The organism is Dethiosulfatarculus sandiegensis, assembly GCF_000931935.2.
In the GTDB taxonomy this organism is placed as follows: domain Bacteria; phylum Desulfobacterota; class Desulfarculia; order Desulfarculales; family Desulfarculaceae; genus Dethiosulfatarculus; species Dethiosulfatarculus sandiegensis.
Genome location: NZ_AZAC01000056.1, coordinates 38015 through 52616 on the forward strand (window position 1 = coordinate 38015; position 14602 = coordinate 52616).

The following is a 14602-nucleotide window of genomic DNA, read 5'->3' on the forward strand; positions in this document are numbered from 1 at the left end:
CTATTTTGTTTGGCATAAGAAGAAGAAAATGGAGTTCACCCCAAAATCCAACCTAAAGGCGGCATAAAAAATGGTTTTAAATTACAGGGAGAGGGTGTGACTATTCTTTATTTTTCAGGGGGAAAATACCTCAAGATGTATTTCAGACCGGCTGTTTTATCAGGTTGAAGGTAAGTTGTGGCGATTCAGACGCCGCTGTCCAGCATGGAACCCAGTTTGGTCATGGAAGCCTTGGAGCCCATGGCGATCAGGGTGTCGCCGATCTCAAGCACTGTGTCTGCGTCCGGGTTGAAGATCATCTGTTCATCGGGTTTTTTAATCGCCAAAATGATCAGGTTAAGTTTTTGGCGAATCCCCGAATCTTTTAGCGGTATGCCGGCCAGGTCGGTGTTTTTTCCTACCAAAAGTTCTTCCATGGAAAGGGCTACATCGGCGTTGTGAAAGGTGAGGTCAATAAAATCCGCCACTGAAGGACGGATAACGGTTTGGGCTATGCGCCTGGCTCCTATGAAATAGGGGCTCACCACCTTGTTGGCCCCGGCCCGTTTGAGTTTGCGCTCGGAACCCGGTTCAGTGGCTCTTGCGATCACAAAGATATCCGGGCGTATGCCCTTGGCGGTAAGGACAATGTAAACATTATCGGCATCGCTGCTCACCGTTGCCACCAGGCCCTTGGCCCGGTCCAGGCCTGCGGCCAGCAGGTTTTCATCTTCCGTGGCCGAACCCAGTACATAGAGAATGCCCTGCTCCTCAAGGCGGGTGGTGATCTCTTGGGAGGTGTCCAGAATAACCACCGGCACTCCCTTGTTCACCAGCATTTCCGTCACCATGGAGCCGATGCGGCCATATCCGCAGATGATGTAGTGACCTTTAAGTGAACGAATGCGGCGTTGCAAGTTTTTCCTCCCCATGACCTGCCTGATCTTACCCTCAACCACCATCTGGGTGACCTGAGTGAGGATGTAAAAAACCACTCCCACTCCGGAGAAGATAAGGAAGATGGTGAAAAACCTTCCCCCCTGGCTCAGGGCATGGGTTTCTCCAAACCCAACCGTGCTGACCGTGATCGAGGTCATGTAAAGGGCGTCTAGAAAAGACCAGCCTTCAAAAACCATATAGCCAACGGTGCCCGCCATCATTACGGCGAGCACCATGATAGCTGCCAGAATTGAGCGGCCAAAAAAGGTGTTGCTCATGGAGCCTCCGTAAAGGTGGCTTTATTGGCCAGGTTTCTTGGCTCCCAGTGGTTCGGAACTCTTTATCTCCGTGATGTATTCCTGCACTGTGGGGGGCAGGTTGGCAAACACAATCATAAAGGGGATGGTGCCTTTGCCCGGAACCACGTATTTACTGCCGTCGGACCCTTCCGGGCTGCCCAGACGCACCTGCATATCCTTGATGGACAGGTTTTTCAGTTCTTCCGGGGTGAATACCGGACCGGCGTAAATGACCGCCTCGCGGAGCACCTTTTGCTCGGCGTTCAACAGCTTGCCCATGACCAATATGTCGGTGCGGTCCTCGGGATGGTTGTTCTGGATAACTCCCTGGATGATAAAGAGCTTGCCCGATCTTTGATTGATGCGGAAAAAGCCTCGCACACTCTTTAAGTCCATGTTGGTTTCCTGGCCCCCGGCGGCAACGGAGCCGCTTTGGGTTCCGCCCGGGGAAAGGAGCACGGATATGCCGGGCAGATTGCGGCATTGGTCTACAAAGCCGGGCGCCAGGGCCAGACGGTCCAGGGCAACCAGTCCACCCACAAAGAGCATGGCCAGGATAAGAATCGTGGCCAGGGTCCAGAAAAAGATTTTAAAGAATTTGCCCACCCCGCTGCCCTGAGGCTCGGGATCGCCACCCATTCCAAGGTCGAGATCGTACTCTTCCTCGTCAGGGCTTTGGCCGTTCAGGCCCAGATCCAGGGCAATGGTCTCTTCGGAGGCTTTAGGCTCCGCCTCAGGGGCGTTTACCTGAAAGACCTCGTTGCATTTGCTGCATCTGACCCAGGCCCCCTCTGAACCGATCTTTGTTTCATCCAGGTTGAATTTCGTGTTGCAGTTTGCGCACTGGACAATCATGGCATTCCCCGGGTCGGGCTTAAAAGTCAGCCCTCTAGCTTCAGTTCATAGATTCCGGGCAATTGGCGGTAGCGTTCGTCGTAATCCATTCCATAGCCCACCAAAAAGCCCTCTGGAATATTAAAACCAACGTAGTCTATCTTAAGGTCTATTCCCCGGCGTTCAGGCTTGTCGACCAGGGAACAGGTTTTAACCTGACGGCAACCTTGCGCCTTCAAGTGATCCACCAGCCAGGTTAAGGTAAAGCCGGTGTCCACTATATCTTCGATAACTATTACCGTGCAGTCGGTCACGTCTATTTCGCAGGCCTTGGTTAAGGTGATTTTCCCGGAGCTTTCAGTGTTGCCGCCATAGGAACTCACCCGCACAAAATCAACCGAAACCGGGATTTCCATTTTGCGGGCCAGATCGGCCAGGAATAAAAAAGCACCTTTGAGTACACCTAAAAGAACCACTTTCTGGTCTTTTAATTCTTCGGAAATCTCCTTTGCCAACTCGGCAATCCGGTCTTGAATCTTTTCGGGTTTTAACACTAAGTAAAGAGGGTCTTCTTGGAAAGGCAATTTTCTACAGCCCTTACTATTATTATAACCGATTTTTGAGACACGCGGTTGAGCACGGCCTGCTCATTTGGTTTTCAGGGCCAATAGTTGACAAAGTGGCCGGTTTTTATCTGCCAAAGCCGCTGCAGTTAATTGCCGCATGTTTGCCCCTTATGGAGCCACAGGTATTAACCACCTGTATTCTATACCTAATCTTCAAACTATCCTACGGACAAGACAAAGTCAAACTCAAATTAAGCTAAAGCAAGGCTGTCTTTTAGCCCGCTAAGTTGATTGAGCTTTTTATTTTTCGTGGAAGATCTTTGTATCACACAAAAAAACTAACCAGAGACCGGTGGAGCGGGGAGCATTCCCCGGATTTTTTCCAGAAGCTCCAGGTTTAAATCCGGCGGAGTTTTTTTTCTGCGACAGATAATTTCCCAGAGATCCAGATCCTCCAGCGCCATAATCCTTTCCAGATCGGCCAGTTCTTCTGAAGACAGGTTCATTATTTCCCGGTCCACAAAACGGCCCAGAATCAACTCAGCCTCCAGAAAACCCCGGCGATGGGCCGCCATGATCAGGCGACGACGGTAAGTCTCGTCTTTGTCCAAAGGTTTCTCCAACTGTTCAAGCCTGTTATGGGATGGCCACACACCCACTTCATCAGAACATGGGGGCGGGCTTATAAGACCCGCCCCCACGGACAGTTGACTTAAAACATCAATTTTACCGTTTCAGGCTGAAATTGCCCGTCACAAAAGCTGGTTGCGCCCAAAGATATTCGTCCATGCAGGATTTTTCTAGAGGGCTTCAAAAAAACTCTCCACCTGTTTCAAAACCATAAAAACTCTGGAGCCTTTTTTTATAACAGGCTGATTTAAAATCTTTTTTGGATGTTCCGCCCGGCCCTGGTCGGGCCGGGCGGCTTGGGGCTCATTTTTTATCAGAACTTGCGCTCCACCAAAGCCCTTTTGATTCCTGCAATGGCCTGGGTGGGGTTCAACCCCTTGGGGCAGGCTTCAATGCAGTTCAGGATGGTGTGGCAGCGCCAGGCGCCGTTTCTATTATCCAAAAGACCCAGTCTTTCTTCGGCTCCTTCATCTCTGGAATCCTCCACAAAGCGCCATACGTTCAAAAGGGCGCTGGGTCCCAGGTATTCCGGGTCTGCCCAGTAAGACGGGCAGGAGCTGGAGCAGCAGCCGCACAGGATGCACTCGTAGAGTCCGTCGAGCTTTTTACGGTCTTCAGGCGACTGCAGGCGCTCCCTGGCCGGGGCCGGGGTTTTGCTGATCAGGTAGGGCTTGACCAGGAAGTATTTCTGCAGAAAATCCGACAAATCCACCACCAGGTCTTTTACCAGGGCCATGCCCGGCAAAGGCTGGATAACCAGTTTGCCGTTTTTAACCACCTCTTCTATATGGGTGACGCAGGTTAGCATGTTGGCCCCGTTGACATTGATGCCGTCGGAACCGCAGACACCCTCCCGGCAAGAGCGGCGGAAGGCCAAGGTGCCGTCCTGCTCCCAACGGATCTGGTTAAGTCCGTCTAAGATCATCATGCCGGGTTTGTTTAATTTGACCTCAAAATCCTGGTAATAGGGTTTTGAGCCTTTTTCCGGATCATAGCGGAGTATGGTGAAGGTTACAGTATCCATGGCTTACTCCTAGTAGTTCCGCTCTGCAGGCGGTATGGTCTCGGCGGTCAGCGGCTGCATGCGCACCGGCTTGTAATCCAGGCGGGCCGAACCGTCCGGCTCCAGGTAGGCCAGGGTGTGCTTGTGCCAGTTTTCGTCGTCCCTTTTCGGGAAATCGTCCCGGTAATGGCCGCCTCTGCTCTCTTCTCTGGCCAGCGCACCCCGGCAGATGCCCTCGCAGACATCAAGCATGTGCCCCAACTCCAGGGCCTCGATCAGGTCGAGATTGTAGGCCTGGCCCTTGTCTTGGACGCTCACCTGGGCATAGCGCTCGCGGTATTTGGCCAGCTTCTCTTTGAGCTGGATCATATCTTTTTCCAGACGGAATACGCCGCAGTGGCGTTCCATATCCCCGCGCATCTCCTCCATGATCGGTCCCAGGCGTTCGCTGCCGCGCCCGTCCAGAAGACGCTTCACCTCGGCCACGCCGGCCTGTCCGGCCTCTTCGGGCAGCTCGGGCCAGGCTTCGTTGGCCAAAGCGTATTCAGCCATGCGTTTGCCACCCTCCCTGCCGAATACCATCAAATCCAAAAGGGAGTTGGTGCCGAGCCGGTTGGCTCCGTGAACACTGGCGCAGGCCGCTTCTCCGGCAGCGTAGAAGCCCGGGACAACGGTTTCCTGGCCGTCCGGGCCGGGGACCACAACTTCCCCCCGATAATTTGTGGGGATGCCGCCCATGGAGTAATGGGCCGTGGGCACCACCGGAATGGGTTCCTTGGTGCAATCCACCCCGGCAAAGACCATGGCCAGCTCCCAGATTCCGGGCAGGCGTTCCATGATCTTGTCGGCGCCGATGTGATCGATCTTGAGAAGCAGGTAATCCTGGCCGATTCCGCAGCCCCGGCCGCCTCTCAGCTCTTCGGCCATGCCCCGGCTCACCACGTCGCGGCAGGCCAGGTCTTTTTCATGGGGAGCGCAGAGTTCCATGAACCGGGTGTCCGAGCAGTTGACCAGATAGCCGCCTTCGCCGCGCACACCTTCTGTGATCAGGTTTCCGGCCCCGTATATGCCTGTGGGATGGAACTGTAAAAATTCCAGGTCCTCACCCGGTATACCGGCCCGCATGGCCAAAGATACGCCGTCGCCGCTGCAGATGTGGGCGTTGCTGGTGGTGCGGAAGACCCTGGCGTAACCGCCGGTGGCAAACAGCACGGATTTGGCGTGGAAAAGGTGGAAGCCGCCCTTGACCATGTCCCAGGCCAAGGCGCCGCAAATCACACCTTGGTTCATGACCAGTTCCAGCATGAAGAATTCATTATAAAAACGCACGCCCTGGCGTAGACACTCCTCAAAAAGGGTGTGAAGCATGGCGTGTCCGGTGCGGTCCGCGGCCGCGCAGGAACGGTGCACCTCGTTTTGGCCGAAGTTGGAGGTGTGGCCTCCAAAGGCCCTTTGATATATGCGGCCGTCTTCAAGGCGCGAGAAGGGCAGTCCCAGGTGCTCCAGCTCTATGACTACGCTGGGCGCTTCCCGGCACATGAACTCGATGGCATCCTGGTCACCGAGCCAGTCGCTGCCCTTGACCGTATCGAACATATGGAATTGCCAGTTGTCGTTTTCCACGTTGCCCAGGCTGGCCCCGATTCCCCCCTGGGCGCTGACTGTGTGGCTCCTGGTGGGGAAGACTTCGCTTATCACGGCGGTGTCCACCTGTCGGCCTGCCTCCAGGGCGGCGCGCAGACCGGCTCCACCGGCTCCCACTACCAGGGCTCCCACGCGATGAACCGTTATGGTGTCTTGAATTGGCATTTACGTTCCTTCCTGAGTCGTTACTGCCCGGTTTGGCTTGGCCGGGTCAGGCTTGTTCCGTTTGGTTTACCTGTCTTATCAGGCTCCCTGATAGGTGAAGGTAAGCACTGTCACTGCACCGAAAAGGCCAAAGCCCAGGGTGGCGACCCACAGGGCGCCGGTTAGGAAAGTGCGCCAGCCGGGGTTATGGACATAGTCGTCCAAAAAGAGCTTGATGCCGGTCATGGCGTGGTAAAGGGCCAGGACCAGGAACAAAAGCTGAAGCCCCTTGTAATAGGGATTGGCCAGGCGGTAGGCTACCTTTTCATAGGTAACGGGGCCGGGCTCTCCCGTGTAGTGCAGAAGCGTGAAGTGAAGGCCCAAGATGACGACCAGAGCAACCCCGCTGACCCTTTGAAAAAACCACTCAAAAGCGCCGGTGCGTCCGGAACCCATGTATTTCATGTCAATTCTCCTTGAAGCGTGGCTTAGTGAAAGGCCATTTGCAGCATGGGGATGCCGCCGATAACCGTAATGGCCGCGCTGACGGCCAGGGTGGCCCACACCCAGGTCTTGTGCGGGCCTTTGTCCGCGGCTCCGGCATAGTCCAGAAGCACTACCCTGATGCCGTTAAGACCGTGGAAGACCACACAGCCTAAAAGGCCGATCTCCAAGATGTGGAAAATGGGCGACTGCACCACGGCCATTACCTCGTTAAAGGCCTCCTTGCCCCGGCTTATGTTGTGGATCACCCAGATATGCATGAACAGGTACAGAGCCAGCCCCAGGCCGGTTACCCGGTGGAGAATCCAGGCCACATAGCCCGGATGCAGGCGGTAATGCACCTTGGGAGGATAAGCTTTCATGTCTGATTCCCTCTTCCCTATTGCCCTGCTCCCCAATGAAACAGGGGGTGAATGCGCGGCAAAGCCTTGACTTTTCCGCGGGTTAGGTGAAAGATATCCCTCTAGACAAAATTTATTCCAACAGGTGCTGCCCTGTCGGACGACACTCTTTTATATTAAAAGGCCATTATAAAGGGGCGTCGACTTGAAGTCGCCTTAAGGCCAATCAGGCCTCAAAACCGCTTTATATCTAAATTTATCAAGCTTTTTTATAAGCGTCCTTACCCTGCTGGTAAAGATCGCCGCCGTTTACGTCATTAACGCAGATAAGCGGCATGTCTTCCACCACAAGACGCCTTACCGCCTCCGGGCCCAGGTCCGGATAGGCGATGACCTCGGCCTCTTTGATGGCCTTGGCCACCAGTGCACCGGCCCCGCCGATGGCGGCCAGGTAGACTGCCTTGTGTTTTTGCATGGCCTCTTTTACGTCCTGATTGCGTTTGCCCTTGCCGATCATGGCCTTGAGCCCGTTTTTGATCAGGGTGGGGGCAAAGGGGTCCATGCGGTAGCTGGTGGTGGGTCCGGCGGCTCCTATGACCTTGCCCGGAGGGGCGGGAGAGGGGCCTACATAAAAGATAACCGCGCCCTCAAGGGGGAAGGGAATCTCCCTGCCTTCGGCCATGGCCTGGGTTATGCGCTTGTGGGCCGCGTCCCGGCCTGTGTAGATCACGCCCGAGAGGCTCACTGCGTCTCCCGCCTTAAGGCGGCTTACGTCTTCATCTGTCAAGGGTGTTTTAAGTTTGACCGGTTGACTCACAGGACCACCTCCTTGTGACGAGCCGCGTGGCACTGCAAATTGATGGCCAAGGGCAGACTGGCGATGTGACATTCCCTGATATCCACAAAAACGTCCAGGCAGGTGGTTCGGCCGCCCAAACCGGCCGGGCCGATGCCCAGCTTGTTTATGGCTTCGAGAAGTTCGTCTTCCAGGGCTGCCGCCTCGGGGTCCGGGTTTTTGGAGCCCATATCCCTCAAGAAAGTGCGTTTGGCCCGCACGGCAGCCTGGTCAAAGGTTCCGCCCACAGCCACGCCCACCACAATGGGCGGACAGGGGTTGGGGCCTGCGCTTTCAACCGCCTCCAAAACCTTTTCCTTCACCCCTTCCAAACCTTGAGCAGGGGTGAGCAGATGCACCTTTGACATGTTCTCGCTGCCTCCGCCCTTGGGCATGAGGTAGATGTGAACCTTGTCTCCGGCCACCAGTTTAGTGTGAATCACGGCGGGCGTGTTGTCGCCCGTGTTTGCCCGGGTAAAGGGGTGACAGGCGCTTTTGCGCAGGTATCCCTTTTCATAGCCCTGGCGCACACCTTCGTTGATGGCCTCCTCAAGGGTGCCACCGGTTAAGTGCACGTCCTGCCCCACATCGGCAAAGATCACGGCCAGGCCGCAGTCCTGGCAGATCGGCATGGTCTCTTCACGGGCAATGCGGGCGTTTTCCAGGAGCTGCTCCAGCACCTCTTTGCCTACGGGCGATTCTTCCTTATCCCTGGCGTCGGCCAGGGTGGAAGCCACGTCCTCGGGCAGGTTGGTGCAGGCCTCCTGACACAGCCGGGCGACTTCTTTGGTAATGGAGGATACATCCAAGGCGCGTATCTGGCTCAATTCTTAGCTCCTCCTTAACAAGGGTTTTTCAAAGGCGGTTCTTAAAGCCTTAACCCTGTTTTTTGGGTGGGAAAGCCATGTTAAGCGGCGGCTTTCTTATTACAAACCTCTTCCCATCCCGGCCCAGGCTCAAAAAATAGGCTTGGACTCGGGAGTTGAAAAAGGAATGAACCATGATGACCAGGCCGGGCGCGAAAAATGCCTTGCCAAAAAGGCCTTGCCATGAGTCTCAGAAGGCCCTTGAAAGCGCTTGGTCTTTTAAGACAAGCACCCTTCTGCTTTATGGCGAACAGGATTAACCGCCCGGCGGCGGCAGGCATCGACCAAAATGGTTTTGCCAATAATCCTGTGGTGTTTTTCGCGTATAACCTGTGAAATGGAGAATAGCCCCAGGGCAATTCCCCCACGCATGAAGGTATCTTAAGCCAAGCGGATGTCCTGGCGCAAGAACCTGGAAAGACTTTTGTATCTGGAGTGGGAATCAAGGCTCGGTGCAAGGGGGAGTCAGGATTGATTGCCCTTGCTTTCGGCCTCGAGTTTGTAGCGTTTTTCACTCTTTTTGCACAATTCCCAAATAATGCATTGCGGGCGAAATTTGCAGTAAGTGCAAGGATCGGTGCAGGCTTCGCAGTTTTCCAGGCACTCTTCGCAATAGCCTATCATCATTTTCTGACAGCTTACCCTTGCCTCGCGTTCCGGGTGGTTGCGGCAGTTCATTTTGAGCCCTCTTTTTTCTCAGGTTTCTTAATCATCCGATTGACCAGGCGGGCGGCATACTGGCTATTGGCCAGGGATGTGGTCTGGGGCCTTAAGCTCCCCATCTTCATGGTCAGATAATTGAGGCGCTTTAAGGCTTTGTAGCGGGATTTCTCATCCGGCGAACCTGCCAAAAAGTCCTCTATCTGATTGATTTCTTTTTTTACGTCCAGTTCGGGCGGGGTGTAGCCGGCGTTTTTAAGCACCTTGTAGGTAAGACGCACCTCTTCGTCCAGGTTGGAGTCGTTTTCCAGCTCCAGGGGCTTGCCCTGGCCGGGCAAGTTGTCCAGCTCGCCTTTTTGGGCGGCTTCCGTGATTTTTTCTTCGGCGATTTTATACCAGTAATAGCTCATGCTCTAGCCTCCCAAACGGGACATGGGGCATCCTGCGGCTATGGTCTGGTTGGGCACCTGGTGATGCTTGGCCGGTTTTTCCCTGGTTGCCTTTAATAGAGCCTGGGCCAGGTCTTCGTCTGTTGGGTTTGCCCGTAAAACAGCTTTCACATCCACGGTTTTTTCCGAGAAAAGACAAGGAGCCAGCCTACCGTCGGCAGTGAGGCGTAGCCGGTTGCAGGCGGCGCAGAAATGGCTGCTCAAGGCGCTTATCACGCCCAACTCGCCCGGAGAGCCGGGCACCTTGAAGCGCCTGGCAGGGCCGTCTCCCGGGCCTGTGGGCAACTCTTCAAAGGGGCCTAAGTCGGCCAGGACGGCTAGGATATCTTCTGTGGAAAGGAAATGCCTGGGCTGAAAAGGCTTGTGCCTGCCCACGGGCATGTATTCTATGAACCGCACCGCCAGGGGGGCCTTTAAGGTCAAGCGGGCGAAATCCAGGATTTCATCCTGGTTTATGCCCGAAAGCGCCACCACATTTATCTTTACCTGAAAAGCGCCGGTTTCAAGGGCAAGGTCTATGCCCCTTTTCACCTTGGCAAAGAGCTTTTCCCCGGCCGTTTGGCCCACCCCTGTGATATTGCCGTATTTTTCCGGCCTTAAAGTATCCAGGGAGATATTGAGGGTGGAAACCCGGCAGGATTCCAAGAGGTCTATGTGGCGTTCAAGCAAAAGGCCGTTGGTGGTGATGCGCAGATCCGGCCTGGGCGTGAGGCGGTCTATGTCTTTCAGCAGGGTGGCCACCCCCCGTCTTAAAAGGGGTTCCCCGCCGGTCAAGCGGATCTTGTTGACCCCCAGATTAACCGCCACCTTGGCCATCCGGGCCTGTTCCTCCAGGGTGAGGATGTCTTCATGGCGCAGCATGGGCAGGCCTCCGGAAGGCATGCAGTAGATACAGCGCAGGTTGCAGCGGTCGGTAAGGGAAATGCGCAGATAGTGGAGCCAGCGGCCGTATGTATCCACTAAGCGGCGAGGGGCCGATTCAGGGGCATTGGGGCTTGGGTTTTCCATATTTCAAACCTGTTTGCTGGAAATTGCAAAGAAGTTTAGCGCCGAAAGGGCCAATCGTCAATCCTTGAGCCGTTTCTCGAACCGTTCCACCAGCCTGGTAAGTAGTCGGTATTCGCCTACAACTTCCCTTTCGCCGCCATTACGCGGGGGGTGGGATAAATATCTTTGCATAAAATAGGGGTTGTTTAACTGCTTCCGGCAAAGGGTGAGCAGTTTTCCCAAGGATTTGGGATGATGCTCCAGAAGAAATACACCTTCCTGGCTTAAAAAATGGACCAGGATGATGAATACGTGAACGAATTTAAGTTTACGTCCTTCATAATCCGCTTTGTTAAGCACCAGGCGTTCCACCAGACGCAGGCGGTGGGCCACCTTCAGCTCATTCAGGCCTTTGTGCACCTGGCTAAGCAGTTTGGGCCAGCGGCTGAATTCCTCCTGATGGTCCGGGTCTTCCAAAAAGGAAAAAATAACCCGGCGGATGCGTTCAAAGTTGTCCGGTGAATAGTCACTTATGATGTAGCGGTGTTTGGACATCCAGGCCACCAGGAATTTGAGCCGGTTTTTCATCTCCGAGGTGGATACGACCCTCTCCCGGTTCTGGAACACAATGGAGCCTTCAAACTCACCGCGCACGATGTCGTTTAGCATCAAAAGCCGGTCCTGGCTCAAACCCAATATGTCCAGGGCCAAGGGTTTGCCTGTCTTGGGGTGGATCACCTCCTGTGAGGCCACGGAAAGAGCGCGCTCTTCCAATACATTGTAAGGGTGATAGGCATGTTGCTGATAGCGCACCCTTAAAATAACCACCCTGCGGCCCGGGTCTATGTAATAACCGCCTTTGCGCAGTTCCTTTGAAATTTCTCTGGAACAGGCCTGGGCCGAGACCAGGGCTACCTTTTCCAGCCTGGGCAGCCCCGCCTTGGAGTCCAGGCTGGTGAGGGTGGTGACTGCCCGGTCACTGTTGCCCAAAACCTTTATGAAAAAGCGTTGCCTGCGCCTTAAGAGCCGCCTGGCAAACAGGGCGGCAGAGGTGTGCCGCTCCCCACAGATGGGAAAACTGTGCTGCTCCATTAAAAAGCGATAGACAAATAAACGGTTGCTTGCGTATAGATGATTGTCGCCTTTTTTGAATTTGCCTATCTGGCGGCCAAAGCGCTTGATCTCACCGTCTAAGTCAGAGGGAAAGGAGGCAAAGATTCCAGACAGGTGAAAATCGCCCTCCTGATTGCGGGCCAGCACATGCCCCCTGTCCATCTGTAATAGATGGGGCAATATGGCTTTGTAGCGGTGCAAAGGGGTGACAGCCTTGCGCCCCAAGACCAGATCCAACTGGGGAAGCTGGTTTCTGGGCAGGCGCTCCCGCATAAGCCTTCTGTTCTTCGCTGCCGTACGCCGGTTGGCAGGCTTGCCCTCGCTGGAAAGCAGATCAAACTGAAAACCTTCGTCCTGATAGCTGAGCTCCCGGTCAAGCGCCACCAGGCTGAAGGCCCCCAGATCCCGATATTCGATCAATGGGGCGTCAAAAGAAGGGATAAGCTCCCTGGGTTCGACCAGGGGGTAGTCAGGCCCGTAAAAGTCTAAAAGTCCGGCTTGAATGTGGGTGAAATCAAGTATTTTGAGCAAAAGGGGTAAATCCGGCTTAAGGCCGTTGGGCTTCCATGCATCCTTGATCGGTTTTTGACCTATTTCAACCTGACTAAAGAAACGCTGGCCTTGACTCATTTACCCGTCCTTCGCTAACAGATTGAAATTACAATAACATAAAAGCGACTCCCCGGTCAAGTAGGCTGAAAAATACAAAAGAATGTAATAAAAAGGCTGAAATCGTTGACAACCCCACCCCCCTCTGTTAAAAACATGCCTCGTGATCGGGGCTGTAGCTCAGCTGGGAGAGCGCATGACTGGCAGTCATGAGGTCAGGGGTTCGATCCCCCTCAGCTCCACCAATCGAAAAAGTCAAGGGTTAGCCGGAAACGGCTAACCCTTCTTTTATTTGGGAAATTTTATTTGTAATATTTTCACACTGCCTTTGATCCTTTTCTAATTATGACAAGTTTTCTGTACTCTTTTCTTTCCGCTTGACATTATAGAAGATATTTGATGAATTAAATCTTACTTTTATGCGGGGGTAAAATGTTTAATTTCATTAAATGGATTAGTTTAATTGCTAGTACCGCTTGCCTTACGGTTTTTTGTGTTAATGATGCAATCAGTCAGCAATATAATTTGCAAAAAGAATGTGTTTCTTTATATGAGAAAAGGGATTTCGTAAAATCTTTGAAAAAGTGTCAACGGCTTTTGAAGCTAATGCCAAATAGTTGTGTTGCTCATGAATATATAATTCGGAATGTGTTTGAAATGGGGAATCAAAGTTTTGCAAGAGAAATTTTTGTTAGTGCTTATAATTCTAAAGGCAAAAGGTGTCCGCAATTTAAAAGATTAGGAAATGATATTGGTGCGATAATACCCGACACGTTTCCAACTCTAATGTCCGATACTTCTCCAACTCAAAGTAAAGTAGTTAATTGCTTAAATAGTAATATTACAGTAAAGGGATCATTTGAACGTTCTTTGAATAAAACTATAGGTGTTGTAAAAATAAATTTTAAACGAGAAAATGATGATTATATTGAAATAGTTTATTGGATTGAAAAATTACCTATGCTTTTACTTGAAAAGAATATGCCAATACAAGTTATTGTTAATAATGTACAGGAGTCGTTTGGTGGATATAATTGTCAATTTGTATCTTTTGGTCGAGATACAAAACTAAAATTGGCTGTCAGAGCTAAGGCGAAGGAAAAAAAGTACTTACAAGAGTTGAGTAAAGTTTCAAAGAAAAATTTGAAGGAATATGCTCGGATATATGGAAAGCTAGTAGATTTGTTTCCAGATAATAAAATTTATCTTGAGAAGCAGAAGAAGTATTCGAGAAAGTGGATATTATATCAGGAAAAAATTAAAAAGAAACGTATTGCCTTAATTGAAGAAGCTGAAAAAGATCAAAAGAAAAAAAGAAGAGAAGAATTTACGGGGTTTGTCAAAAGAACCGAATTATTGGGTGTGAAGTTTCTAGTTTTAAATTGGAAGTGGTATGCACCTGAAGATTCTCGTTGGGTTAGAGTTGTCGGTCAAGTTTATAATTTTTCAAGGACTAGAATTAAAGACACAAGAGTTATTGTTTCTTTTTATGATAGCAATAATAGATTTATTGATACATATAGTGGAATGTTAATTTATAATCCAATAATGCCATCTCAAACTTCTCCATTCAAAGTTTTAGCACCATATAATCCTCTAATGCATAAGGCTGTACTCACCTTTGCTACCCAGAGTGGTAAGGTTATAACCTCAACTGTTTGTCCTGAAAAATATATTAATTTTTTAGAGTAGTTGGTGGTTTGTATGCATTATACTAATTTTTTAAAAGAGGATTAAATGTCTAGTTGTCTTGTGAATTGTACACCATAACAGATTTTCTCAGCACAATTTCCGAAATGTTGCTAGTAGCGATGTCTTAAAAATTTGAAATAGCCTATTACTAATTTTTGAGTAGATATTTTTTGGTATGATTGGGTTTTAGGATAACTGTTTGAAATATTTTGATAATTATATAATTATTTTATTTTTATTAACATGCCATGTTAATCAAAACTTGACTTAGGGGAGTCTTGCGCATATGTTTTAAGACAAAGAAGCTACAAAAGGAGTGCTCACACAAAAAAGTAATGATCAAATGCTATGGCAAGATGGCCACAAAACTGGCCCAAAGGCTTAGCGAATTGAGCGCGGCAGACTCATTGCAAGACATTTTTTACCTTCCGCCACCACGGTTACATGAACTAACAGGCAACCTTGCCGGACAATTTTCAGTGGATTTGGACTATCCGTATCGTCTGCT

At 51.6% G+C, this 14602-nt stretch carries 15 protein-coding genes and 1 tRNA gene; 2 read left to right on the plus strand and 14 right to left on the minus strand.

Going from position 1 to position 14602, the window contains the following annotated elements; all coding sequences use genetic code 11:
- Positions 1-185: 185 nt before the first annotated feature.
- The 14 genes from X474_RS21240 to X474_RS21305 form a co-directional block, all read right to left on the minus strand.
- Positions 186-1196 carry a potassium channel family protein gene (locus tag X474_RS21240; protein ID WP_044351865.1) on the minus strand — a complete coding sequence of 337 codons (1011 nt, stop codon included), beginning with the start codon at positions 1194-1196 and terminating at the stop codon, positions 186-188.
- 21 nt (positions 1197-1217) lie between these two features.
- Complete coding sequence (locus X474_RS21245; RefSeq protein WP_044351866.1) at positions 1218-2072, minus strand: zinc-ribbon domain-containing protein; 855 nt, start codon at positions 2070-2072, stop codon at positions 1218-1220.
- A 26-nt stretch (positions 2073-2098) separates the two neighbouring features.
- Entirely contained in the window at positions 2099-2605 is a 507-nt protein-coding gene (hpt, locus tag X474_RS21250; RefSeq protein ID WP_231688366.1) for a hypoxanthine phosphoribosyltransferase, read from the minus strand.
- A 350-nt stretch (positions 2606-2955) separates the two neighbouring features.
- Entirely contained in the window at positions 2956-3228 is a 273-nt protein-coding gene (locus X474_RS21255) for a succinate dehydrogenase assembly factor 2 (protein WP_156360877.1), read from the minus strand.
- A gap of 332 nt (positions 3229-3560) precedes the next feature.
- Positions 3561-4271, minus strand: a complete 711-nt coding sequence (locus X474_RS21260) for a succinate dehydrogenase iron-sulfur subunit (protein WP_044351869.1) — start codon at positions 4269-4271, stop codon at positions 3561-3563.
- 9 nt (positions 4272-4280) lie between these two features.
- Complete coding sequence (sdhA, locus tag X474_RS21265) at positions 4281-6059, minus strand: succinate dehydrogenase flavoprotein subunit (protein ID WP_044351871.1); 1779 nt, start codon at positions 6057-6059, stop codon at positions 4281-4283.
- Positions 6060-6137: 78 nt separating this feature from the next.
- Positions 6138-6503, minus strand: a complete 366-nt coding sequence (gene sdhD / locus X474_RS21270) for a succinate dehydrogenase, hydrophobic membrane anchor protein (protein WP_044351872.1) — start codon at positions 6501-6503, stop codon at positions 6138-6140.
- A gap of 23 nt (positions 6504-6526) precedes the next feature.
- The gene (gene sdhC / locus X474_RS21275; RefSeq protein WP_044351873.1) at positions 6527-6904 is read right to left on the minus strand and encodes a succinate dehydrogenase, cytochrome b556 subunit; all 378 of its coding nucleotides are present in this window, start codon (positions 6902-6904) and stop codon (positions 6527-6529) included.
- A 238-nt stretch (positions 6905-7142) separates the two neighbouring features.
- A complete protein-coding gene (locus tag X474_RS21280; protein WP_044351875.1) occupies positions 7143-7700 on the minus strand; it encodes a Fe-S-containing hydro-lyase in 558 nt (185 codons plus the stop codon).
- The gene (locus X474_RS21285; protein WP_156360878.1) at positions 7697-8545 is read right to left on the minus strand and encodes a fumarate hydratase; all 849 of its coding nucleotides are present in this window, start codon (positions 8543-8545) and stop codon (positions 7697-7699) included. The genes X474_RS21280 and X474_RS21285 overlap by 4 nt, the downstream gene beginning before the upstream one ends.
- Before the next feature lie 504 nt (positions 8546-9049).
- Entirely contained in the window at positions 9050-9262 is a 213-nt protein-coding gene (locus X474_RS21290; RefSeq protein WP_044351877.1) for a hypothetical protein, read from the minus strand.
- Positions 9259-9654 (minus strand): DnaJ family domain-containing protein, encoded by a 396-nt coding sequence (locus X474_RS21295; RefSeq protein ID WP_044351878.1) that lies wholly within the window; start codon positions 9652-9654, stop codon positions 9259-9261. Before X474_RS21295 ends, X474_RS21290 begins: the two co-directional genes overlap by 4 nt.
- A 3-nt stretch (positions 9655-9657) precedes the next feature.
- Positions 9658-10701 carry a GTP 3',8-cyclase MoaA gene (moaA, locus tag X474_RS21300; protein ID WP_044351880.1) on the minus strand — a complete coding sequence of 348 codons (1044 nt, stop codon included), beginning with the start codon at positions 10699-10701 and terminating at the stop codon, positions 9658-9660.
- A gap of 57 nt (positions 10702-10758) precedes the next feature.
- Complete coding sequence (locus tag X474_RS21305) at positions 10759-12423, minus strand: hypothetical protein (protein ID WP_052515486.1); 1665 nt, start codon at positions 12421-12423, stop codon at positions 10759-10761.
- Positions 12424-12571: 148 nt separating this feature from the next.
- Between X474_RS21305 and X474_RS21310 the strand changes: the two genes are divergently transcribed.
- Together X474_RS21310 and X474_RS21315 are read left to right on the plus strand one after the other, a co-directional pair.
- A tRNA-Ala gene (locus tag X474_RS21310) sits at positions 12572-12647 on the plus strand.
- A gap of 187 nt (positions 12648-12834) precedes the next feature.
- Positions 12835-14094: a hypothetical protein gene (locus X474_RS21315; RefSeq protein ID WP_044351881.1), complete on the plus strand. Its 1260-nt coding sequence runs from the start codon at positions 12835-12837 to the stop codon at positions 14092-14094.
- Positions 14095-14602: the final 508 nt, after the last annotated feature.